Raw genomic sequence first — 22,097 nt, 5'->3', positions numbered from 1 at the left:
AACTAAGTAAAAACCAATCAAAACATGCTATTGACGAGCGGATTCAAAACGAAAATCTAATACAACAAACATATCATGTTGAGCCACTGGCACACCATTTTCTATTTTTGGTTTATATTTCCATTTTGACAAGGCTCTACGGGCTGCACGGTCGAACACACGCTTGGGCTCGGCGCTAATAATATGAATATCTTGTACCGTACCATTTGACGCTACCGTAAAACCTAATTTCACCCACCCTTCTATACCATCTCGCAATGCCTCTTGGGGAAAAGAGGGATCTACTCGAAATTGCGGAGAAGCCTGCATATCCTTTTGTCCACTTTGAAAATTAGGATTTATATTCACCGTATTGTTGGTAAATTGAGGGGTAAACTTAAACGTTGTATCGGTGTCATTGGGCGTAGGATCTGCTTTGGGTATTTCCATAGGCGGCTGCGCTACAGGCTTCTCCATGGGTTTTATAGGCGTACGTACAATCACTTTAGGATCGTCCAACGTCAGTACAATCGGCCCAACAGTTTGATATTCCGTCACTTTACCCCCAACCTGATCGTTCTCTATCAATTTAGCCATAACGGCAAACAAAGCAAAGGTGATAACTACACTCATTGCTATGTAAATAAGGGGCTTAACGCTGAAGGGGCGAAGTACATCATGTTCTGTAAATGCGTTCATATTGCTCTCCTGTTTTCTTACATAACGAAACAAAATGGCAATAGGGGTGATTTATTTTTACGGCTAGATTAAAACTGCATGCGGGCAACCACTGGTATGACCATTCAGATTGATAAATTGACTCTTCGTCATCTGCTAATACTATATTCAGTCTCGTAGACCGGTGAAACCTAAGCAGCGTGCGCTTATCATAGAGCTCGTTTAAATAAGCACGTATTAATGAGCCTGTATCGATGAGCCAGTATCGATAAGCTCGGCTAAAAAGATACGAAAACGATAAAGCGGCCTACTAACGTTTCCCCCAAATGAATTTTGTTGCGTTGAATGTTCGTTTAAAAGCCTAACGCGTTTTTAAGCACATTTTGCGCACTATATATGGAATATAACTACCCATGACCACTAAAACTCAAGCGTTATTTACCCCTTTCGAACATAAAGGGCTTTCGGTAGACAACAGAATTGTAATGGCACCGATGACTCGTGAATTTTCTCCTGAAGGTATTCCTACCACAGAGGTTGCTGATTACTATCGCCGCCGCGCTGAAGGTGGAACAGGATTAATTATCACAGAAGGCACTACGGTAAACGATCCGGTAGCTAATATGAGCCATCGCATTCCTGTTTTTCACGGTGACAAGGCGCTTGCCGGTTGGGAAGAAACGGTAAAGGCCGTGCACAGTGTTGGTGGTATAATTATGCCTCAGCTTTGGCACGTAGGAATGGCTCGTGTTGCTGAAAAAGCCCCTTTCCCGGAACTGCCTAGTGCAGGGCCTTCAGGCTTATTTAAGCCTGGTAAGCAAGGCGCAGAGCCAATGACTCAACAACATATTGAGTCTGTAATCGGTGCTTTCGCAACCGCTGCGGCAGATGCTAAACGCATTGGTTTTGATGGTATTGAAATTCACGGGGCACACGGCTATTTGATTGACCAGTTTTTCTGGAGCGGCACTAACGAGCGCACCGATGATTGGGGTGGCAGCATGGCGAACCGTGGTCGCTTTGCGGTAGAAATTATTAAAGCGATCCGCGCCGCTACGTCGCCTGACTTCCCCATTGTGCTGCGTTATTCACAATGGAAACAACAAGATTACACAGCGCGCCTCGCGGAAACACCGCAATTACTTGAAGAATTTTTAGCCCCGCTTAGTGATGCAGGTGTAGACATATTCCATTGTTCACAGCGCCGTTACTGGGAAAATGAATTCGAAGGTAGCGATTTAAACCTAGCAGGATGGACGAAAAAGCTTACTGGCAAGCCAACAATTACCGTAGGCTCAGTAGGTCTTAACGATGATTTCTTTGGTGCCTTCACCGGGAAAGGTTCGAACACGCGTGCTATCGATGATTTGATTGAACGTTTAGAAAAAGGCGAGTTTGATTTGGTAGCCGTAGGCCGCGCCCTACTCCAAGATGCCAATTGGGCAAATAAAATCAAAAACAACCAGCTTGATGAATTAGAGGAATTCTCAGGGAAAGCCCTCGCGTCGCTTACATAAGCAGTTATACAAGCTCGTGCATAGGCAGTTCCATAGGCATTTATATTAATGCTTGTGGAACCTTTGCACGTTCACTCAATAAATTCGCTAATGATCTGGCTAACTTGCTTACTAAAATGTTTGCAAACGCACATGGGATTATTTGAGTGGCAACATCCAGAATGGCTGACAACACTACGCTCATCATTGACCGTACAACCAAGCAGTAATCTTCACTATGACACAACCCATGCCGTCTAATAAGTTAGCTAAAAATACACTGCTATTAGCCGCAGCTGCCATTGGATTTGCGCAAACCGTTCTGTTCGCAATTTTAGCACCGCTAGGTAGAGAAATTGGCCTAATAGAAGTGCAAATTGGCGCCATTATTTCTTGCTCGTCTCTCACATTATTTTTAATCAGCCCTTTGTGGGGGCGTGCTAGCGATCGCTGGGGTAGACGAATAGTACTCTTAATAGGATTGTTTGGTTATTCTGCGGGTACTTTGGTTTTCGCGGGTGTATTCCAAGCTGCACTATTAGGCCTGCTAGCTCCTTTAGCAGCGCTTGTCTTACTTATCATTACGCGAGTGGGCAATGCCACGGTAATGGCTGCTGTATCGCCTTCAGCAAGTGCCTACATGGCAGATATCACTACGGTAGAAGAGCGAGTAAAGGGGATGGGCGCGCTAGGCGCTGCAACCAATATTGGCTCAATTTTGGGGCCTGCCATTGGTGGGTTGTTGGCCAGTATAAGTTTACTTACGCCGCTTTATTTTTCTGTGGGTGTAACCGTTGCCGTCGCGGTATTAGCCATGTACTCTTTGCCCGTATTGCCTAAGCCTACACATACTTCAGCACCCAAGAAGCTTAAATACACTGATCCTAGAATATTCCCATTAATAGTAGCAGGCGTATTGTTGTTTATGGGCTTTGCCATCGTTCAGCAAACTATAGCCTTTCGGTTTCAAGACACCTTCGGACTAAACAGCACCGATACCGCCAAAATTGTAGGCTTCAGTTTAATGATTTCTGCCGCATCTGCGTTGTTGGTTCAAATGCTGGTTATTCCTCGATTAAAGCTTCGCCCTTTCACCTTATTACGGCTCTCAATGCCCATCATGATGATAGCGTTTGCTATCTTAGCTTCTGGTGAAACTAAACTTCAATTTATGTCAGCCATGTGCGTATTGGGTTTGGGGTTAGGCATAGCGGGGCCAGGGTTTATGGCTGGGGTATCGGTAGCGGTATCATCAGATGAACAAGGTGCGGTAGCAGGCATCGCTGGCGCCTGCCCGCCTTTGGGGTTCGCAGTAGGCCCGCTTTTAGGCTCATATCTTTATGCTATAGATGCCTCACTGCCCTACTGGTTTTCGTTCAGCTGTTATTTATTGGTGTTTTTCTTTACGCTAAAATTTAAAACACGCCATTAAAAAATAGTGAATGCCATTAAGTGGGCTCGCTGCTTGCTGCTATTTGTGAATTATCATGGTGAATTATATTGGTGACTTTCTACTTAAATCGTTTTACTAACGTCTATGTAAGGCTCTCAATAAACTGCAGCGTTGCTAAACAGGCGCTATTTTCTGACCACAATCTCTTCGGCTTCTGTTACCGTTTTTGCGTCGGCCCGTTCAATAACTTTAAGTAATGTAGTTTGAATAGTTTCATCGGTTCTTGCATCAGTCTTGCTGGCAAACTTCTGCTTTTGTGGAGCAACGCCTTCTTCGGCAATAAATCCCATCACTACTTCGTTTGCGCAATCAGGCGTTTCGCCATAATACGTTAAAGTAATTTGTGGGTAGCCTTGAAATCCTTTCTTTACCCTTTTAGCAATGCGTTTTGTCGATTTATCTAAATTCATAATAGCTCTGGTAGGTCATTGTTCTAATGTTCAAAGCATTACATGTAACCTGTTCAATGTCGCAGGTTATTTACTTATAAATACCTAATTCACGGTAACTGGCATAACTGTTGGCTATTAAAAGTGGGTTATTATGAACAAGAAAGCTGATACAACGACGGCAAGACCCACCAATGCACACCATGCATTACTGTGCTGATTACTACTACGGCCACCAAAATTTCGGCCTTCACTTTCCCGTCCGTTCTCACTTTCTGAGCGCCGTAGATTATTTTGTTTTGGGTATCCGCCAAACGTGACCGCTTTGCAAATAGGCCAACCTACCCAATAGCAAACTGTCCAAAAAAACAATTCAATAATTAGGTAACCAGCTGCCCTGAAGAGACCTTTGGCTACTTCCCCTACAATAACTTCTTCCATCATCATTCCCACGTGTATGTGACGCAGTTTGAGCCGCTTATAGATGCTTCTAGGTGAATTGAAAGCGACACGCCCGGTGCAATTAGCTTAAAAGCAGAATAGACAATAACTGCTTTGCTGACAAAGAGTGAGGTGTAACGAGATATGTTGCGTGCCTTTCTAGGTGTAGTCTTTCTAGGCGTAGTCTTTCTAGGCGTAATCTAGAAGCTCAGAAATGGGCGTATAAGTTGGTGCTACTAAATTGCGCTAAACGAAAGCTTTAGCGGGCATGCTTCGTTAATCCAAGGTTATGTTTTTGACGTTTTCACATCGTTTTTTAGTACCAGTACGATTAGCAATATAATTGCTAACGGCGGCACGAGTGCAGAAAAGAACGCTACGACTGCGGTAAGATTAGGCGATCGGGTTTTTCGCTTCCCTAAGTAATAGCCAAGCGCAGCCATGAGTAAAGCAAATACAACAATAACTTGCCCAAACAATGTCGCATTAATATTCATAACAAGCGTTCCATTTTATCATCTTGGTAAAATCAACCTTAGCGGAGGCGATGGACGTCTTACCATCGCCTTTACGTAAAGTTGAATATTTTTACACGAGGAGCTAAACGATAAAGAAGCGAGTGAAAGTGTAGTTTAGTTAACGTTAATGCTGCCTTTATCTATCTGTTGTACTGCGGTGTATGGAATAACAATAGTGTCAGCCACAATAGAAAACGCTGCATCAATAACAAAGAAAGGGACATTCCCAAACGTAGAACCGATATTTTCACGTCGGCTTGGTTCACCGTTTAACAAACATATATTGTATGAAAAACCACTATATACACGAGGTATTTCTTCGCAGTAACTTTTCTTACCTTGATGTTCAATTTGAACATGGTTGTTGTCAGGAGAAATTGTTTTCACAGTCGCACAAGAGCAACATGCTAAAGATAAGATGACGAGAGGTAAAACTTTCATATACTACTAATTCCATTTATTAAGTAAGCATTATCAAACTAATGCTGATTTCATCAAGAGTTTCATTGATCAACGGTTTTATCCATCAACGGTACCATTCATCAGCGATTCCATCCAACAACGGGTCCATTGTTCACCGATACTATTAATCACCGATCACAGTAGCGAACGGTAATGAGGGGTATCATTGCCCGGCCCAATACCCGATTAAGATACCCGACTAAAATTCACGACAAAGGCATGAGCCATACTTATTGTCTTATGTTACCACCGCCTGAAGTTCATACTCAAATTCAATGTAGATTTATATTTGAATGGGTGTGAATTTAAATCAAACATTCAAAATGTTTGATAAAGGTCAAATTGTTCAATAAATAAACGGCGTATTCTATTGGTGTGATAGCATCTTTTATTGAGCGAGCATCAAGTGACACATTCAACCAAAGAACAAATAGATGCGATGCATGTTGGCGTTATTGTGGCGGTAAGAGGGAGTATTGTTGATATCCGTTTTACTAATCAACTGCCAGACATCCACACCATCATTTACGCTAATGACGGTAAAATAACGTTAGAAGTGGCTTCTCAACTCTCGGCAGAAAAAGTACGCACTATTGCGCTAACACCTACCCAGGGTTTAGCTCGCGGTATGGTAGTGAAAAGTTCACAAGGCCCGTTAAAAGTGCCCGTTGGTCCTTCAATACTCACCAGAATGTTCAATGTGTTTGGTGAAGCTATTGATGGCAAACCCTTTATTAATAACACAGAGCGGCGCAGCGTTCATCAATCCCCTCCTCCCCTTGTTAGTATTTCCAGCCAGCTACAGATATTTGAAACCGGCATCAAAATCGTTGATGTTCTGTGTCCGCTTGAGCGAGGCGGAAAAGCGGGTCTATTTGGTGGCGCTGGCGTGGGCAAAACCGTTTTGCTTACCGAAATGATCCACAACATGGTAAGCCACCAACAAGGCGTAAGTATATTTTGCGGTATAGGCGAACGCTGCAGAGAAGGTGAAGAGCTTTATCGCGAGATGAAACAGGCTGGAGTGTTAGACAACATGGTTATGCTATTCGGGCAAATGAACGAACCTCCTGGAAGCCGCTTTAGAATAGGTCACAGCGCGCTAACCATGGCTGAGTACTTTCGTGATGACGAAAAGAAAGATGTGCTATTACTCATCGACAACATATTTCGATTTATTCAAGCGGGTTCTGAAGTGTCTGGCCTAATGGGCCAAATGCCATCACGAATGGGTTACCAACCCACCCTCGGCACTGAATTATCAAGTTTAGAAGAACGTATCGCCAATACACAAAACGGTGCCATTACGTCTATTCAAGCAGTCTATGTACCTGCTGATGACTTTACCGATCCAGCAGCGGTGCATACTTTTTCTCACCTATCAGCAACCTTAGTACTATCACGCAAACGCGCTAGTGAAGGCTTTTATCCTGCCGTCGATCCGTTGCAGTCAAGTTCAAAACTAGCTACGCCTAATGTGGTTGGTGATAGACATTATCAAGTAGCACAACAGGTTCGTCATATTCTCGCCCAGTACAACGAATTAAAAGACATCATTGCCATGTTGGGGTTAGAACAGTTATCTAAAAAAGACCGAAATGTTGTGGCAAGAGCCCGTCGATTAGAGCGCTTTTTTACTCAACCATTTTTCACTACCGAGCAATTTACTGGCATGCAAGGAAAGTTCGTGACTATCGAACAAGCATTAGAAGGTTGCGAACGCATTTTAAGCGGTGAATTTGACGAGCATCCCGAAAGCGCGTTGTACATGATTGGCGATATTAATGACGCGATTAGCGGTCATAAAGCACCTAAAACAGCATCAGATGAGGCACATCATGCAGGTTAATATTCTTTTACCCAATCAAATATTTGCCCAGCTTTCAGGCATCAGCAATCTGATTGTTGAAACCCCTTCAGGAAGTTTTGGCATTCTGCCTCACCGTTTAGATTGTATCACCCCATTGGTGCCCGGAATTTTAACTTATCAATGTAATAACCAAGCGCCTCAATTTGTTGCTATTGATCAAGGGGTGTTAGTGAAAACGGGAAAGCAAGTCTCTATTTCCGTTAGAAGAGCAATAAGTGGGCAATCCCTTGAAACTTTGCAGCAGGCGGTTACCCAAGAATTTATTCATCTGGATGAAGAGCAACAAGCCCTGCGGGCTGTGTTAGCTAAGTTGGAAACCGGGTTTCTTAAACAATTTTCGTCACTGTCTAAGCAGTAGCTTAATGGATAAACCAACTGTCAATGCTAAAAACACTACACCGCGCCGCTCACACAGCATGTCTCATCATGTAAATAAGAAGGTGGCATTAAAGTTACATGCTAAGCGCCATAAACACCCAGGCGTATGGTTTGGGTTGGGATTAATGGGGGTTGTGGGTTGGTCTGTGGCACTTCCCACGCTGTTGGGTATTGCATTAGGCATTTGGCTTGACGCCAGTATTAGTGATTCTCGCGCTTATACGCTTATATTTTTGCTGGCAGGGTTAACGTTAGGCTGCTTTATTGCGTGGAATTGGGTTAGCAAAGAGTATGCAGCAATGCATAGCCCTACCGTCAACATGAAGGCCAACACTAAAGCTCCCACTAAGGCAAACACTGTGCCCAAAACGAAAACAAGTAAAGAAAACGAATAAGGAGCTACTTAGCAATGATACCCATCGACAATTTAAGTTTAACCTCACTTATTTTGCCTTTTCTAATAGGCACAATGCTAGGTTGCTGTTTTTTCTATGCCCTGTGGTTTACCGTAAAAAAAGGCATGAATGCCACGCATCCAGCGCTATGGTTCTTAAGTAGCTTATTGCTACGCATGGGGACGGCAATCAGTGTTTTTTACTGGGTGGGTAATAATGATATTTGGCGTCTATCAGCCTGCTTGGCGGGTTTTGTGATAGGCAGAATATTAATGACTAAAATCACTAATAACGCCAATCCTACCGGCGCAGAGAAAGGAGCGCTACATCATGCACCTTAGCCCGGATGAAATTATTTATTGGCAATATGGCGTAATTAAAATGAGCGCTACGCTTGTTTTTACGTGGGTCATTATGGCGATACTGGTGGTTAGCGCCTATTTTATCACTCGTAACCTCAATAAAAAGAATCACCGCTCACGCTGGCAAAATGCCTTAGAAATAATAGTCATCACCATCAATGACCAAATTTCAGATGCAGGCTTAGATAAGCCGCGACGCTACATGGGGTTTCTGGGCACATTGTTTTTGTTCATTGCAATGGCAAATCTACTGACTATTTTCCCTGGATTTGAGCCGCCTAGTAGCTCCTTATCCACCACCCTTGCGCTGGCTTTTTGTGTATTTGTATCTGTGCCTTTTTACGGAATAAAAAACAAAGGGGTGAAACAATATCTACTTTCTTACACGGAACCCACGTATTTCATGTTGCCCTTCAATATTGTAGGCGAGTTGTCACGCACCCTAGCCCTTGCCGTACGCTTGTTTGGAAACATGATGAGTGGCGCCATGATCTTAGCCATTCTACTGGTTATTTCGCCGCTAATTTTTCCTGTTGTTATGTCACTGCTTGGCCTGCTAACCGGTATGGTTCAAGCCTATATCTTTTTTGTATTGGCATCGGTTTACATTGCCGCTGCCAGCACGGTTAGTGCGAAAGCCTCCCTTACCCTAACGCCACCACAACAAAAGGCAGAATAATGGACAGTCTTACGTTAATAGCAATTTGCTCAATTATCACCGCAGGTCTTACCATAGGTATTGGTGTGCTGGGGCCATCGCTTGCAGAAGGAAAAGCAGTTGCCAGTGCGCTAAACGCGCTTGCCCAACAGCCCGATGCGTCCCCCACCATTACCCGTACTTTATTTGTAGGGCTCGCCATGATTGAGTCAACTGCTATCTATTGCTTTGTAGTCTCAATGATTGTGTTATTCAGTAACCCGTTTTGGAATTATTTTATTGCCCAAAATGGAGGCTAAACCATGCCTATCGATTGGTTTACTGTTATTGCACAAATTATCAATTTTTTGATATTAGTGTGGCTGCTTAAGCGCTTTTTATACCGGCCTATTCTTGATGGCATTGATGCCCGTGAACATAAAATTGCTAGTGTTCTATCTAATGCCGAGACCCAAAAGAAACACGCAGAGAACCTTGAAGCTCAATATAAAGAAAAACTAACCAATATAGATGCTGAACGTTCAACCATTATTGAATTAGCCAAAGCAGAAGCACACAAAGCAACCTTAGCCGCCTTACAAGATGCAAAAGCACAAGCAGATGCATTATCAATAAAACGCACCAATGCGCTGAATACTGAAATTCAAATGTTACAAAACGAAGTGATTGATAAAAGCGTGAAAGAAGTGTTTGCCCTTAGTCGTAAGGTAATAAGTGAACTCGCAGACCTACAACTTCAAGATAAAATGTTCGACAAGCTTTTATCGCACCTTAAGGCCCTTAACGAAGCGCAACACCATGAGTTATGCCTAGCTATCAAAAAAAACCAAGGGCAAGCCACAGTACGTAGTATCGCCCCTTTATCACAACCACAATGTGAGCACCTAAAAGCATGTTTAGAAGACATACTAACTGACCAACCCTCCCAACGGGCTACGGAACAGACTGGCGGCGATAGCCTGACTATAACCCTCAACTTAGAGGTAGACCCTCAGTTAATTGCGGGTTTAGCACTTAGCTTTGGCGGTTGGAAACTCAGTTGGAGCGCTAATGAATTGTTGAGTGCATTGCAGTACGAGGTAGCGCTGTCTATTGATGCTCAGTATGAAGAAAATCGCGCAAATATGCCCGCCGACAACGAACACCATTCGTTAAGCGCTAACCGTTAAGGTCATAACATGAACGACGCTAACAACAATGCCTTAAAAAAACGCTATCAATATGTGTTCAATCAACTTGAGTATATTCGAGAATCGCATATTCCGGATGTCAGCTTACAAGAGATGGGCACCGTTGAAAGCGTATCCGCTGGCATTGCTATTGTGTCAGGCTTATTCGGGGCTGGCTTTGAAGAATTACTGCTTTTTCCAAACGATATTTACGGTATAGCATTTAATATTGATGAGCATGAGATTGGCGTCATTATGCTAGGTGACTACACTGCGCTGCATGCGGGTGATGAAGTTAAACGCACCGGCCGCGTAATGGATATAGCCGTGGGCAACGGGCTGATAGGCAGAGTTATCGATCCATTAGGCAATGCGCTAGACGCTAAAGGTAATATTGTTACTCGGGAGCGGTTTCCTATTGAACGACCTGCGCCAGACATTATGTCACGTTCCCCTGTTACAGAGCCTTTACAAACCGGGGTAAAAGCATTGGATGCTTTATTACCCATTGGTCGTGGCCAACGTGAATTAATTTTGGGCGACCGTCAAACGGGCAAAACAGCAATAGCTATCGACACTATTTTAAATCAAAAAGACAAAAACGTACTTTGCGTTTATTGCGCCATAGGTCAAAAGTCGGCGTCTGTAGCCAAAACCATCACTACATTACAACGCAACAGTGCCATGGAATACACGGTGGTTATGGTCACAGAAGGAAATGATCCCCCCGGGCTCGATTACATTGCACCTTATGCGGCAACCAGTATTGCTGAGTATTTCACGCAACAAGGTAAAGATGTTCTTATTGTTTACGATGACTTAACGCAGCATGCTCGCTCTTATCGTGAACTATCATTACTCCTTCGCAGACCACCTGGACGAGAAGCCTTTCCTGGAGATATTTTTTATCTGCATTCACGGCTTCTAGAGCGATCCACACACTTAAACGAAGCACTAGGTGGCGGCTCACTCACCGCCCTGCCTATCATTGAAACTGAAGAGCAAAATATGTCGGCTTATATACCGACTAATTTAATCTCTATTACTGATGGGCAAATATACTTATCGCCTACGTTGTTTTCTCTTGGTGTGCTACCCGCAATAGATGTAGGGAAATCGGTATCTCGTGTTGGCGGCAAAGCACAGAAACCAGCGTTTAGAAAGGTTTCAGGTGCCCTAAAGTTAGCGTATGCCCAATTCGAAGAACTAGAAACCTTTGCACGCTTTGGTGCACGACTAGACTCCGATAGTCTTTTGGCTATTGAACACGGGCTACGCATTCGAGCTTGTATGAAACAAGCGGAATCTCATCCCTTTTCAGTAGCCGCACAAATTGCCATTTTACTCGCCCTAACAAAGGGGTTACTTGACACCATTCCACTTAACGTAATTGATAGCGCGCAAGATTCAATCATTGATGGGCTTGGTACGCTAGCCCCAGCATTGTATGAAAAATTAGCGTCAGCACAGCCATTATCCGATGAAGAAAGCGACACTGTAATGACGATGATAAAGACAAAACTGGCAAGTGTGGCATCAACAGCAGATACTAAAACGACAACTGGCACGGAGCGCTGACGTGGGAGCTACTATGGCAGAGCCAATGAGTAAACCAAACTACAGCGCTAGAATGGGCGAGTTAATATGGGCGAGCTAACATGGAAGAGCTAACATGGGAGAGCTAAGCAGCGGTTTACAACGCAAAATTAATAGCGCCACCGACTTGAAATCGGTGGTGAGAACCATGAAGGCCATGGCAGCAGCGAATATTAGCCAGTATGAAACGGCGGTGTCAGCACTTGATGATTATTACAAAACTGTACAGCTCGGATTAGTAGCTTATTTTCATAGTAATCAGATAAATAGCAAAGCAGTAAACTATTCAACAGTGAACAAAACAACGTCTTTAGGCAAGGTAGGGTTCATCGCCATTGGTTCTGATCAGGGACTAGTCGGTAAATTCAACGATGCCTTGGTTTCTCATCTGCTAAACACTATGAAGTCGCTGCCAGGCGAAAAGCGGGTGTGGGCTATTGGTGAACGTATTCAAACTCACTTAAGTAGTTTGAAGATACCTCTAGAGCAGCCATTTGCGCTCCCTAATTCAATTAATGCAGTAACAGGGTTGGTCACTTCATTGCTGCAAGAAATAGAAGCACTACAGCAAACAAATGAACTATGTGCACTACACATTGTATTTAATCGTAGTTTACCCAACGCAAAATACGAGACATGTACTCAGAAGGTATTGCCGCTTGATAGCGAATGGCAACAAAAGCTAACAGTAACGCGTTGGCCTTCCCGCTGTTTACCTCAGTTGCTTACTGATACAAAGAGAACGTTTAGTGCGTTAATTGGCGAGTATTTATTTACTACCTTGTATAAAGCATGCACTGAATCATTGGCCAGTGAAAACGCAAGTAGATTAACGGCCATGCAACGAGCCGAAAAAAACATAGAAGAACTTCAAACCGAACTTTCCCGACAATTTCACCGCCAACGGCAGCAAGGCATTGATGAAGAGCTTTCCGATTTAGTAAGCGGATTTGAAGCCCTGTCGTTTAAGCCAAGTGTGAAAGCCCGGCCATAAAATTCCCTAAGACACGTCCGGTCGCTTTGTTAATGCCACTTTAAGTTCATCTAAGTAGCCTTCAAAAGGCTTCCACTGCTGCATACCCGTTTTATATATAGGCTGGCGTACTTGTTCTGAACTGGGGGTTTTAATTACCCTTTTGGTTTCATAGAAAGACAAACAAGCAGGTTCAAATGGCAAGCCACAATAATCAAGAATACGATGTACCTGACCTTCTAAATCTTCAAGCACATCTTCGTGCTGCACGGTAAGGATGTGGTCGGGCAATACGGTATGCCAGTGGTTCATTAGCTTCTCATAAGCGCAATAATAACGGCCAATATCATCTAATGAATAGCTAAACTCCTGCCCTTCCCCGAATAGCTGCTTAAAGCCACTAAAACAACAATCCATGGGGTCACGTCTAGCATCAATAATCTTTGTGTTGGGCAAAATGCGTTTAATAAGCCCAATATGCACAAAGTTATTCGGCATTTTATCAATAAAGAAAGGAGCTGATTGACGATAAGCCTGGGTTTGCGCCATGTATTTTTCGCCAAGGGCAATGCACGCTTCATCAGATAAATCGGCAAGATTATACGGGTACGTTTTCTTTTGATTACTTAAACTAGAGGCAATGCCTAAAATATCATGTAGCTCCATGGTGCCATCTATCATAGAGTGAGACGCCAAAATTTGCTCTAGCAACGTAGAGCCCGCCCTTGGCAAGCCGACAATAAAAATAGGATCTGGTGCATCACAACCACTAAATTCACTCATTAATTCGGCATCGCAGGCCAATGCTTGCGCTTCAAGTGCCGCTTCTGTGCGGGTAATGTCGAATCGATGCGTGCGCTTTTTAAGGCTGTTACCTTTGGCATAATAGTCAAACGCTTTGTCGGCCTGCTTGGCATCTTCAAAGCCTTTCCCTAGTGCAAAGCAAAGGTGAATTCTGTCGTCTAGCTTTGTCGTTTCTAACGCTTCTTGAAGTTGCATAACCGCCAAGGCGTTATCATCAAATCGATAAGTTTTTGTGTTGGCTAGGCTCCAATACGCATCGCCGAAATCAGGTGCGAACGCGGCGGCTTTTTCATAAGAAGCAATGGCCTCTTTCACGTCTCCCTTCGCTTTTAACGCATGACCCAGGGCTACCCACAGTGCGGGGCGATCTTGTTTATCGGCCAGTAAGCTATGGTAAATACCAATCGCTTCTTCCAACTCACCAACCCCCACTAACGCGTGGGCCAAGCTAACTTTTATGGAAAAGCTTTCTGGCTGTTGCGCTAAGCGTGCTTGTGCAACTTTAGCGGCTTGCGGAAATTTACCTAGTTTTGCCAGTAGCCCTTGATAAGCCGCTTGGGCTTTATCGTTTTCAGGGTAAAGTGCAACACAGCTTTCTAGTAAAAATTCAGCGTCGTGATACACCTTTAGCTGCACGCCTAACTCTGCCAGTAGCATCATGGCTTCAGGGTGATGTTTGTTTTTGGCTAAAAACTGACGACAGACCTGCTCTGCTTTATGCAATTGACCTTCGTGCATAAGGTCGTGTGCGCCAAGCAAGGGTTTGGGCAAGCTTTGCAGGAAACTGATGTGCTGCTGCGCTAATAGAAGGGCTTGGGGTTGATTGTCACGCTTGTATATCGCTTCAAGTTGCTGCCATGCAGCTAATAACGCTGGATTAAAACGGGTTGCTTGATAAAAAGCATTGGCGGCTTCGCTGTGGGCATTGTCACGAACATAGCAGTAGCCCAACTCTTGAAAGCCTCTACCATAATCAGGGAACAAACCGACTAACTGTGAAAGCGTAGTAATAGCATTTTTGATATTTCCGGATAGTCGGTACGCCACTGCCATGACATACATGGCTTCGCGGGTTGCATCTTCGCTGGGTTTAGCATCAAGAAACTGCTTACTCTGCGCAATAACATGCTGATGATTAGACTGCATCAAACTTTGTTTTAACGCAGAAAGGGTTTGTTGTTCTTGTGAATTCATAAATACAGCATGCCTAAAAACATAAAAAAACGGCATACCCTAAGGAATGCCGTTTTAGGTAGGTGTAACATGTTACATCAAACTCAAATTACACCAAAGTCAGATTACACCCAATGGGCTTAGTAGTAATCGTAAGAGAAACGAACACCAATAGTGCGTGGACGATTCGTTACTACCTTAGGTGTAAACTGCTGAGTATCAATATTTAATATCGCGCTTTCATCAAACACGTTATCAACATAAAGCTCGGCTTTCCAAACATCGTTAGTCACACCAACGGCTAGGTTAGCTAGCATGTAAGACTCTTGTACGTAACGGCCACCTTCAAATACGTCACCGTTAGAGTCGGCATAGGTTACCCCTTCGTAAACATCAGCATGCTTTTCAATTTTAAGGCCAGAACCTGTGCCGTAAATAAGTTGCGTTGCATCTTCCATTACGTAAGCGTCCATTACCATGCCAGCATAACGGTCACCCGTGTAGCTTACAGAGCCGTTAACATAACCACGCTTGTCACCTTCTAGCTCGAAGAAATAACGCGCGTTAATGTTACCCGAGAAGCCTGCAGAGTAAGGCAGTTCAGAACCTACACCCGCGGCAATACCTTCAAGCTCAGAATTTACGCTAGTTAATTCAGTACTTAGCAAACTGAATGCAGCGTTAATGACTAAATCGTCTGTGGCTAACCACGTAATATCAGCATCTAAACCTTGAATCTCTGCATCACCAACGTTGTCGGTAAAGACTAAGAAAGAGATGTTAGTTGGGTCGAAACGTGACGTTTGTAAATCAGTAATTTCAGAGTAATACGCTGTAGCGTTTACACGCAGAATACCGTCTAAGAAGTCACCCTTCACACCTAGCTCGTAGTTATCGAGGGTATCTGTGGTTGAATACACTGGAATACGGAAGTTTTCAAATGCGCCACTTTGGTTTTTCGCCAAACCACCACCAACACGGTTAGTTACTGGCGGACGGAAACCTTCTGAATAGTTAGCAAACAATAGAACATCATCGTTTACCTTCCAATCTAATGAGAACTTGAAGATAGTATCGTCAACGGTAAGTACACCATCGCTACCTAACAAATCAGTTTCTAGCTGGCCACTGGCAATAGCAGCATTTACTGCATCTGGATCTAAACCAACTGCGGCTAACTCATCTGGGTCAAGTGAACCAAAGGCTTGTACACGACGGGTTACATCTACTGTTGTAGTAGAACCTGTGTACTTATCATCAATTTGATACCAACGGGCACCAACACTCGCGGTTAGTGAATCAGTAATGTCGTATTCAAACTGACCAAATACGGCAATTTGTTCAACGGTATGAGTAATATCGTTAACAAAGCTGATTTCAGATGGGAACGGTCCGCCATCGCTATTAATGCCATCAGTACCTACTAGGGTTTTTTGTAGGTTATTGAAGCCGTATTGTGTTAGCTCACCATCGGTATTGGCAATTTTGAACTGCCCTACTGTTGCTACTTCTTGGTCATCATAGAACAAACCAGCTGTTACACGCCAAGGCGTATCCATGGTAGTTACAAAACGAAGCTCGTGAGTTGAACGCGTTGTCGTTGTGTCTTCTCTAAAATACTTAGTAGGATCTAGACAGCGCTGATCTTCAGCTTCAACACCCGACTCATAGTGGTTACACACGTAATACGCGGCGAAAGCACCACCATTGGTGTAGCCTGTGTAATCAGCTAATGTATCGATTTCACGATCTAAATAACCACCTGTGTACACAAGGTCTAGTTTTTCTAAACGACCTTCTAGTGTCCACGTCGTTAAGCCGAACTCATCTTTGTTTTCTTCTTGAGCAAAACGAATAGCTGAACTTTCGCCTTCTAGAGTTGGGTCGTAAGCAAATACACCTTCTGTATCTAACGTTTGTTGGGTGTGCTGAACTAGCAAATCCCAATCATCGTTAAATTCATACAACAAACCAAAACGAGCACCTGTGTACAACGCATCGTTGAAGTCATCTTCTACTAATGCATCATTCTGAGGCGATACTACAGAGGCTTCTTCATTCGAGTTAACGCCAGGGCTAGTTACACGATTAGCGTCCATAGCAACAGGATCGGCAAGTGGGCCACCAGAAATACGGTCGATAACTACCGCACTGCCAATGTATCCACCTTCACCTGGCACGTTCATTACGTTATCAATCCAGCCGCCCTGCTTATCGTTATACGCCGCAACGCGGAAACCAAGCTTATCGGTAAGTGGCATATTGAAGTAAGCCGTTACCGAGTTACTCATTTCACCGCCTTTGGTGAAACCAATGTTGGTATCAAAACCAGCACCAAAACTGTTTAAATCGGGTTTATTCGTGATCAAACGAATTGTACCTGCCTGAGAGCTTGCACCGAACAAAGTACCTTGTGGCCCAGGTAACACTTCAACACGCGCAACATCAGTGGCGTAAACGTCTAGGTTACGGCCAGCCATGGATACCGGTTGTTCATCTACATAGAAAGCAACAGACGGCTGTAATGCTTGAACTGAAGATAACATGATGTTTGATTGGGTAGTTGCCGCGCCACGAATATAAATTTCGTTTTGGCCCGGGCCTGTGCCCTGAAACACTACGTTCGGAAGGAATTCAACGTAGTCTTGAAAATTATCAATGCCTAAATTTTCGAGTGCTTTTCCACTAAGTGCAGTAACGGCGACAGGTACATTTTGGATAGATTCGGCGCGTTTAGTGGCAGTAACTTCTATGGTTTCGAGTTTCGCTGGCGCTTCAGATTCTTGAGCGAGCAACGGTGTAGATGCCAATGCAGCGACAATTGCACAGCTAAGCTGAGTTTTACGCATAATGTGTGTTTTCCCTATTAGGTGATTTTTTATTCTTTGAGCTGTGTTTACTTAAAACACTTATCAAAAATAACTTATCTATTAACCCACAATCCAAGATTAATTTCTACTCTAACTATTATTTATTCACTTATACTTTAGTTATCCCCCGTTCTATAACGTGTAATTATAAAAGCGCCAATCAGTTAAAGAATCAGCTCTAATAATTACAATCAAAGTTTATAAAAGTTGTTCCATGCTGTATATTTCTGCGTATTAACTCTAAGTCGACAGATAAGAGAAAGGACTAGTACTAGCGTGAGCGAAACTGAGAACACATCACCTTTAAATAAACCCGTGTTTTACACGTCTTCTATAATCATAGCTTGCCTGCTCATTTTTGCAGCAGCTTTGCCTGAAACTGCAGATTCACTTTTCAAAACGATTCAAGCAGTCATAGTGACAAACGGCAGTTGGTTCTATGTACTGACTGTTGCCATTGTATTGTTATTTGTGGTTTATCTGGGCATGTCTCGCTATGGCGATATAAAACTAGGCCCCGACCACGCCTTACCAGAATTTAAGTTCACTACTTGGCTATCTATGCTTTTTGCTGCGGGTATGGGTATTGGACTTATGTTTTTTGGCGTCGCCGAGCCCCTAATGCACTTTTTAGCCCCACCGACGGCGCAAGCTGAGAGTATTGATGCTGTGCGCGAAGCAATGAAAACGACCTTTTTCCATTGGGGTGTGCATGCTTGGGCAATTTATGCTGTGGTGGCTTTAATATTGGCCTATTTTGCGTATCGACAGAACTTACCGCTAACCTTACGTTCTGCCCTGTACCCGTTAATTGGTGACAGAATTTACGGATGGCCAGGCCATGTTGTCGATATTTTTGCCGTTACCTCTACCGTGTTTGGTGTTTCAACATCACTAGGGTTAGGCGCATCACAAGTTAATGCAGGCTTTAATTACTTATTCGGCTTACCTTCAAATACCACTGTTCAAATAATAATTATGGCAGCGGTTATCGGCTTAGCCGTCATCTCTGTAGCAACAGGACTAGATAAAGGTATTCGTATTCTGTCTGAAACCAATATGGTTTTAGCCATTTTACTGCTTCTTATTGTTCTAGTATTGGGCCCAACCGTATTTTTACTACAAGCCTATATGCAAAATACGGGGGCGTACTTATCTGATTTAGTTAGAAATACGTTCAACTTATTTGCCTATGATAAAACCGATTGGATTGGTGGCTGGACCATCTTCTACTGGGGCTGGTGGTTAGCCTGGGCACCTTTCGTAGGCTTGTTTATTGCGCGTATATCATACGGCCGTACTATTCGAGAATTTATCTTGGGTGTGTTACTCATCCCATCTGCCTTCACGCTTTTCTGGATGACTGTATTTGGTAATGGTGCTATCGACCAAGTACTAGTGCATGGTAAGGACATATTAGCCACCATGGTCAACGAGGATAGTGCTGTCGCGCTATTTGTATTCTTAGAGCAGTTCCCGTTCTCATCGATATTAAGCTTTATTGCCGTAATAATGGTAATCGTGTTCTTTGTAACATCGTGCGATTCTGGGGCAATGGTAGTAGACATGCTATGTTCGCATGGTCGAAACGACACACCGTTGTGGCAGCGAATTTACTGGGCTGTTGGTGTAGGTGTGATAAGTGCGGTTTTACTTTATGCGGGTGGTTTGGGGGCACTTCAAACCATGACAATTGCCTCGGCGTTGCCCTTTGCAATCGTGTTACTCATAGCGATAGCGGGGCTATTGAAAGCGCTACGGGTTGAAGCCTATAAGCGTGAAAGTTTACAAGTGCTTGCCGGAACGCCGCAGCATAATGACGGTGATAAAAACTGGAAAGACCGATTAGAAAACATAGTGACCTTTCCCGATGAAGCGGCAGTTAGGCGCTATTTACAGAAAATTGTGAAACCCGCAATGACTGAAGTTGGGAAAGAGTTCGAAACACAGCAATTTGAAATCGTGATTGATGAAACCGAAGAGGCGTTAATGTTAACCGTCACTATGGGAAGCGATCCTGATTTTGTATACGCAGTGTACCCTTCGGTTACTCATCAGCCAGAATTTGGCCCGAGTGACATGCCAGAGGTAGACGAAGGCGAAAAGCCCACGTACTATCGCGCAGAAGTTCATTTAAGTGAAGGTGGTCAAAACTACGACATTATGGGATGGTCGAAGATCTCAGTTATTAATGACGTTATTGATCAATTTCAAAAGCATCAACACTTTATCCATTTGCTTAACTAGTTTGGGTGAGGGTTGCAGATTTATTAGGAATAAAATGCGAAAAGAAGAAGAATTGTTAGTTGCTCTACGGCGCGTGATCCGCGCCGTAGACCTACGCAGCAAGCAATTGAGCAAGCATGTTGGGCTAACAGGCCCACAATTATTGGTAATGCAAAATATTCAAGAGAAGCCGGGTATTATGGTGCGAGAAATCGCTGAAAACATAAACCTGAGCCCTGCGACCATTACCAATATTCTTGATCGCCTAGAAGGCAGAGATTTAGCAACCCGTATTCGAAGTACACAGGATAAGCGCAAAGTTGGCGTATTCCTTACTGAGAAAGGAAAGGTAGCAGTTGTGAATGCTCCTCGCCCACTTCAAGAACACTTTGTGGAACGTTTTTCGCAGCTTAAAGAATGGGAGCAAAGCCAAATGGTTGCTACTGTTCAGCGAATTGCGAGCATGATGGATGCAGAAGATATTGACGCATCACCATTTCTTGAGCTTGGTAGTATTTCGGAAAAACCTAACTAAAATCGTTAATAGGTTATTTCGCTTAAGCACATTTGCGATAAACAAAAACAAAACAGCCGGCATATGCCGGCTGTTTTTATTTGTACTCACGGAAACATTTAAAACCTTTAGTGCCCATACCCTCAGTTTCCAACCAAGGGTTGTGACTAACGCTTTAGTCAGTATTTTTATCCGCAGCTTTCAGAGGATTAACCCTGCCGCCAGTCACTTTATCGGCGCGGCCTTCTTCTTTGGCTTTTTCAGCGCGGCGTTTTCTAATTTCTTTCGGGTCGGCAATAAGTGGGCGGTAAATTTCTATTCTGTCGCCATCTTTGACCGTGTCGCGCAATTTAACCACGCGGCTCCAAATGCCTACTTTGGTGCTCGATAAATCGATATCTGGGTATTCATTTAACAGATTTGAAGCTTGAATCACCTCTTCTACGGTTGCCCCCTCTTCTATCGACACATCAACCAAAGACTGCTTAGTAGGAAGTGCATAAGCCACTTCAATATGCATTAAGCCTTCACTCACGCGTAAACACTCCTAGCACGTTCAGTGAACGCAACAACCATATTCGCTGCCAAGTTATTGAAGATTTTGCCAAACGCCATTTCTACTAACTTATTGGTAAATTCAAATTCAAGGTTTAACTCTATTTTACAGGCTTCGTCAGATAACGCTGAAAACGTCCAACCGCCGGTTAAATAGCGAAACGGCCCATCGACAAGCTGCATATCAATACGCTTACCTGGTTCAAGTTCGTTATGGGTAGTGAACCACTGCTTAATGCCTGCTTTTGCCACTAACAATGAGGCTTTCATGTTTTCACCAGATGCTTCTAAAACCTTGCTGTCTCGACAACCTGGTAAGAACTGCGGGTAAGCCGCAACATCATTTACCAAGTCGAACATAGCCTGGGCGCTGTGTGCTACCAATGCACTGCGTTGTATACTCGCCATGTACTTCACTATATAAATACCGAAAGGCGCATTATACCATAGAAAAAATACCACAGAAAAAACCCTTCTCTCGTCTTCGCTTTTCCCGTTTCGCCCCCACATCGTTATGTAAGGTCACAATACCTTTTTGCACTAATTAATATTAGTAAATGAACTAATAAATATTGCTATAGGTATACAGACATTCTTACGACAATCAGTATAATAGCGAGCATGAAAAAGAATAAAGCCAACAAAAACACCACCGGTACCATCGCGCAAAATAAAAAAGCGCGCCACGACTATTTCCTAGAGGACAAATTTGAAGCAGGTATTCAGCTTCAAGGCTGGGAAATAAAAAGTATCCGCTCAGGTAAAGTTAACATTTCCGATTGCTATGTGATTATTCAAAATGCCGAAGCTTATTTGGTAGGTTGTCGCATAAGCCCGTTAAACCAAGCATCTACTCACGTTGTGTGTGAACCCGAACGTGCGCGTAAATTGTTATTGAAAAAGCGCGAACTAGACCGACTAATGGGTGCAAGAGACAGACAAGGTTACTCTATTGTAGCCACGGCCATGTATTGGAAGAAATGCTGGGTTAAGTTAGAAATCAATCTTGCCAAAGGTAAGCATGAGCGAGACAAACGAGACTCATTGAAAGATCAAGACTGGCAACGTCAGAAAGAAAGAATGATGAAACACAGCGTTTAACGCTGTGTTTTTCTTTTAACTGCCCCTCTATCTATTG

23 protein-coding genes are annotated in these 22,097 nt (G+C 43.6%); 14 read left to right on the top strand and 9 right to left on the bottom strand.

Going from position 1 to position 22,097, the window contains the following annotated elements:
* Positions 1-27: 27 nt before the first annotated feature.
* Positions 28-678, bottom strand: a complete 651-nt coding sequence (locus AAC006_RS00740) for a TonB family protein (RefSeq protein ID WP_338456205.1) — start codon at positions 676-678, stop codon at positions 28-30.
* A 392-nt stretch (positions 679-1,070) separates the two neighbouring features.
* On the opposite strand from AAC006_RS00740, the gene AAC006_RS00735 reads away from it, so the two are divergent.
* Both AAC006_RS00735 and AAC006_RS00730 read left to right on the top strand, forming a co-directional pair.
* Entirely contained in the window at positions 1,071-2,174 is a 1,104-nt protein-coding gene (locus AAC006_RS00735; protein WP_339890451.1) for an NADH:flavin oxidoreductase, read from the top strand.
* A 217-nt stretch (positions 2,175-2,391) separates the two neighbouring features.
* The gene (locus AAC006_RS00730; protein WP_013783898.1) at positions 2,392-3,585 is read left to right on the top strand and encodes an MFS transporter; all 1,194 of its coding nucleotides are present in this window, start codon (positions 2,392-2,394) and stop codon (positions 3,583-3,585) included.
* 146 nt (positions 3,586-3,731) lie between these two features.
* Here the strand turns inward: AAC006_RS00730 and AAC006_RS00725 are convergent, their stop codons facing one another.
* The 4 genes from AAC006_RS00725 to AAC006_RS00710 all read right to left on the bottom strand — a co-directional run bounded on the left by AAC006_RS00725 (position 3,732) and on the right by AAC006_RS00710 (position 5,341).
* A complete protein-coding gene (locus tag AAC006_RS00725) occupies positions 3,732-4,016 on the bottom strand; it encodes a hypothetical protein (RefSeq protein WP_126872352.1) in 285 nt (94 codons plus the stop codon).
* A 117-nt stretch (positions 4,017-4,133) separates the two neighbouring features.
* Positions 4,134-4,436: a hypothetical protein gene (locus AAC006_RS00720; protein ID WP_013783896.1), complete on the bottom strand. Its 303-nt coding sequence runs from the start codon at positions 4,434-4,436 to the stop codon at positions 4,134-4,136.
* A 287-nt stretch (positions 4,437-4,723) separates the two neighbouring features.
* Positions 4,724-4,933, bottom strand: coding sequence for a hypothetical protein (locus AAC006_RS00715; protein ID WP_126872353.1), 210 nt, complete (start codon positions 4,931-4,933; stop codon positions 4,724-4,726).
* Between the two features lie 135 nt (positions 4,934-5,068).
* Complete coding sequence (locus AAC006_RS00710) at positions 5,069-5,341, bottom strand: YceK/YidQ family lipoprotein (protein ID WP_339349728.1); 273 nt, start codon at positions 5,339-5,341, stop codon at positions 5,069-5,071.
* A gap of 514 nt (positions 5,342-5,855) precedes the next feature.
* Here AAC006_RS00710 and atpD point away from each other — a divergent pair.
* The 9 genes from atpD (at position 5,856) to AAC006_RS00665 (ending at position 12,838) form a co-directional block, all read left to right on the top strand.
* Complete coding sequence (gene atpD, locus AAC006_RS00705; RefSeq protein WP_041452513.1) at positions 5,856-7,265, top strand: F0F1 ATP synthase subunit beta; 1,410 nt, start codon at positions 5,856-5,858, stop codon at positions 7,263-7,265.
* Positions 7,255-7,644, top strand: coding sequence for a F0F1 ATP synthase subunit epsilon (locus AAC006_RS00700; protein WP_013783892.1), 390 nt, complete (start codon positions 7,255-7,257; stop codon positions 7,642-7,644). Before atpD ends, AAC006_RS00700 begins: the two co-directional genes overlap by 11 nt.
* A gap of 4 nt (positions 7,645-7,648) precedes the next feature.
* Positions 7,649-8,059, top strand: a complete 411-nt coding sequence (locus AAC006_RS00695; RefSeq protein ID WP_013783891.1) for an AtpZ/AtpI family protein — start codon at positions 7,649-7,651, stop codon at positions 8,057-8,059.
* Between the two features lie 14 nt (positions 8,060-8,073).
* Positions 8,074-8,400, top strand: a complete 327-nt coding sequence (locus AAC006_RS00690) for an ATP synthase subunit I (RefSeq protein ID WP_013783890.1) — start codon at positions 8,074-8,076, stop codon at positions 8,398-8,400.
* Complete coding sequence (locus tag AAC006_RS00685; protein WP_288389019.1) at positions 8,390-9,100, top strand: F0F1 ATP synthase subunit A; 711 nt, start codon at positions 8,390-8,392, stop codon at positions 9,098-9,100. Before AAC006_RS00690 ends, AAC006_RS00685 begins: the two co-directional genes overlap by 11 nt.
* Complete coding sequence (locus AAC006_RS00680) at positions 9,100-9,378, top strand: F0F1 ATP synthase subunit C (protein WP_013783888.1); 279 nt, start codon at positions 9,100-9,102, stop codon at positions 9,376-9,378. The genes AAC006_RS00685 and AAC006_RS00680 overlap by 1 nt, the downstream gene beginning before the upstream one ends.
* 3 nt (positions 9,379-9,381) lie before the next feature.
* Complete coding sequence (locus AAC006_RS00675) at positions 9,382-10,248, top strand: F0F1 ATP synthase subunit B (RefSeq protein ID WP_339890447.1); 867 nt, start codon at positions 9,382-9,384, stop codon at positions 10,246-10,248.
* A gap of 9 nt (positions 10,249-10,257) precedes the next feature.
* Positions 10,258-11,826 (top strand): alternate F1F0 ATPase, F1 subunit alpha, encoded by a 1,569-nt coding sequence (locus AAC006_RS00670; protein WP_013783886.1) that lies wholly within the window; start codon positions 10,258-10,260, stop codon positions 11,824-11,826.
* A 94-nt stretch (positions 11,827-11,920) separates the two neighbouring features.
* Positions 11,921-12,838 (top strand): F0F1 ATP synthase subunit gamma, encoded by a 918-nt coding sequence (locus AAC006_RS00665; protein ID WP_013783885.1) that lies wholly within the window; start codon positions 11,921-11,923, stop codon positions 12,836-12,838.
* A gap of 6 nt (positions 12,839-12,844) precedes the next feature.
* Here the strand turns inward: AAC006_RS00665 and AAC006_RS00660 are convergent, their stop codons facing one another.
* Together AAC006_RS00660 and AAC006_RS00655 are read right to left on the bottom strand one after the other, a co-directional pair.
* Positions 12,845-14,815 carry a tetratricopeptide repeat-containing sulfotransferase family protein gene (locus AAC006_RS00660; protein WP_126872356.1) on the bottom strand — a complete coding sequence of 657 codons (1,971 nt, stop codon included), beginning with the start codon at positions 14,813-14,815 and terminating at the stop codon, positions 12,845-12,847.
* Positions 14,816-14,934: 119 nt separating this feature from the next.
* The gene (locus tag AAC006_RS00655; RefSeq protein ID WP_126872357.1) at positions 14,935-17,643 is read right to left on the bottom strand and encodes a TonB-dependent receptor; all 2,709 of its coding nucleotides are present in this window, start codon (positions 17,641-17,643) and stop codon (positions 14,935-14,937) included.
* Positions 17,644-17,940: 297 nt separating this feature from the next.
* Between AAC006_RS00655 and betT the strand changes: the two genes are divergently transcribed.
* Together betT and AAC006_RS00645 are read left to right on the top strand one after the other, a co-directional pair.
* Entirely contained in the window at positions 17,941-19,911 is a 1,971-nt protein-coding gene (gene betT, locus AAC006_RS00650) for a choline BCCT transporter BetT (RefSeq protein WP_126872358.1), read from the top strand.
* A gap of 34 nt (positions 19,912-19,945) precedes the next feature.
* On the top strand, positions 19,946-20,425 hold the full coding sequence (locus AAC006_RS00645; RefSeq protein WP_057791558.1) for a MarR family transcriptional regulator: 480 nt from the start codon (positions 19,946-19,948) through the stop codon (positions 20,423-20,425).
* A 154-nt stretch (positions 20,426-20,579) separates the two neighbouring features.
* On the opposite strand, the gene AAC006_RS00640 is transcribed toward AAC006_RS00645, so the two are convergent.
* Positions 20,580-20,939 (bottom strand): RnfH family protein, encoded by a 360-nt coding sequence (locus AAC006_RS00640; RefSeq protein ID WP_126872359.1) that lies wholly within the window; start codon positions 20,937-20,939, stop codon positions 20,580-20,582.
* On the bottom strand, positions 20,936-21,367 hold the full coding sequence (locus AAC006_RS00635; protein ID WP_013783879.1) for a type II toxin-antitoxin system RatA family toxin: 432 nt from the start codon (positions 21,365-21,367) through the stop codon (positions 20,936-20,938). Before AAC006_RS00635 ends, AAC006_RS00640 begins: the two co-directional genes overlap by 4 nt.
* 213 nt (positions 21,368-21,580) lie before the next feature.
* On the opposite strand from AAC006_RS00635, the gene smpB reads away from it, so the two are divergent.
* Positions 21,581-22,060: an SsrA-binding protein SmpB gene (gene smpB / locus AAC006_RS00630; RefSeq protein ID WP_013783878.1), complete on the top strand. Its 480-nt coding sequence runs from the start codon at positions 21,581-21,583 to the stop codon at positions 22,058-22,060.
* The last annotated feature ends 37 nt before the right edge of the window (positions 22,061-22,097 follow it).

The sequence above is a fragment of the uncultured Alteromonas sp. genome, from assembly GCF_963976965.1.
Taxonomy (GTDB): Bacteria; Pseudomonadota; Gammaproteobacteria; order Enterobacterales; family Alteromonadaceae; genus Alteromonas; species Alteromonas naphthalenivorans.
This window is presented reverse-complemented; position numbering and strand designations above follow the sequence as displayed.

What these genes read in the sequence shown, in the direction of transcription:
- AAC006_RS00740 (WP_338456205.1), bottom strand. Translation starts at nt 678, where the DNA reads ATGAACGCATTTACAGAACATGATGTACTTCGCCCCTTCAGCGTTAAG.
- AAC006_RS00735 (WP_339890451.1), top strand. Translation starts at nt 1,071, where the DNA reads ATGACCACTAAAACTCAAGCGTTATTTACCCCTTTCGAACATAAAGGG.
- AAC006_RS00730 (WP_013783898.1), top strand. Translation starts at nt 2,392, where the DNA reads ATGACACAACCCATGCCGTCTAATAAGTTAGCTAAAAATACACTGCTA.
- AAC006_RS00725 (WP_126872352.1), bottom strand. Translation starts at nt 4,016, where the DNA reads ATGAATTTAGATAAATCGACAAAACGCATTGCTAAAAGGGTAAAGAAA.
- AAC006_RS00720 (WP_013783896.1), bottom strand. Translation starts at nt 4,436, where the DNA reads ATGGAAGAAGTTATTGTAGGGGAAGTAGCCAAAGGTCTCTTCAGGGCA.
- AAC006_RS00715 (WP_126872353.1), bottom strand. Translation starts at nt 4,933, where the DNA reads ATGAATATTAATGCGACATTGTTTGGGCAAGTTATTGTTGTATTTGCT.
- atpD (WP_041452513.1), top strand. Translation starts at nt 5,856, where the DNA reads ATGCATGTTGGCGTTATTGTGGCGGTAAGAGGGAGTATTGTTGATATC.
- AAC006_RS00700 (WP_013783892.1), top strand. Translation starts at nt 7,255, where the DNA reads ATGCAGGTTAATATTCTTTTACCCAATCAAATATTTGCCCAGCTTTCA.
- AAC006_RS00695 (WP_013783891.1), top strand. Translation starts at nt 7,649, where the DNA reads ATGGATAAACCAACTGTCAATGCTAAAAACACTACACCGCGCCGCTCA.
- AAC006_RS00690 (WP_013783890.1), top strand. Translation starts at nt 8,074, where the DNA reads ATGATACCCATCGACAATTTAAGTTTAACCTCACTTATTTTGCCTTTT.
- AAC006_RS00685 (WP_288389019.1), top strand. Translation starts at nt 8,390, where the DNA reads ATGCACCTTAGCCCGGATGAAATTATTTATTGGCAATATGGCGTAATT.
- AAC006_RS00680 (WP_013783888.1), top strand. Translation starts at nt 9,100, where the DNA reads ATGGACAGTCTTACGTTAATAGCAATTTGCTCAATTATCACCGCAGGT.
- AAC006_RS00675 (WP_339890447.1), top strand. Translation starts at nt 9,382, where the DNA reads ATGCCTATCGATTGGTTTACTGTTATTGCACAAATTATCAATTTTTTG.
- AAC006_RS00670 (WP_013783886.1), top strand. Translation starts at nt 10,258, where the DNA reads ATGAACGACGCTAACAACAATGCCTTAAAAAAACGCTATCAATATGTG.
- AAC006_RS00665 (WP_013783885.1), top strand. Translation starts at nt 11,921, where the DNA reads ATGGGAGAGCTAAGCAGCGGTTTACAACGCAAAATTAATAGCGCCACC.
- AAC006_RS00660 (WP_126872356.1), bottom strand. Translation starts at nt 14,815, where the DNA reads ATGAATTCACAAGAACAACAAACCCTTTCTGCGTTAAAACAAAGTTTG.
- AAC006_RS00655 (WP_126872357.1), bottom strand. Translation starts at nt 17,643, where the DNA reads ATGCGTAAAACTCAGCTTAGCTGTGCAATTGTCGCTGCATTGGCATCT.
- AAC006_RS00645 (WP_057791558.1), top strand. Translation starts at nt 19,946, where the DNA reads ATGCGAAAAGAAGAAGAATTGTTAGTTGCTCTACGGCGCGTGATCCGC.
- AAC006_RS00635 (WP_013783879.1), bottom strand. Translation starts at nt 21,367, where the DNA reads ATGGCGAGTATACAACGCAGTGCATTGGTAGCACACAGCGCCCAGGCT.
- smpB (WP_013783878.1), top strand. Translation starts at nt 21,581, where the DNA reads ATGAAAAAGAATAAAGCCAACAAAAACACCACCGGTACCATCGCGCAA.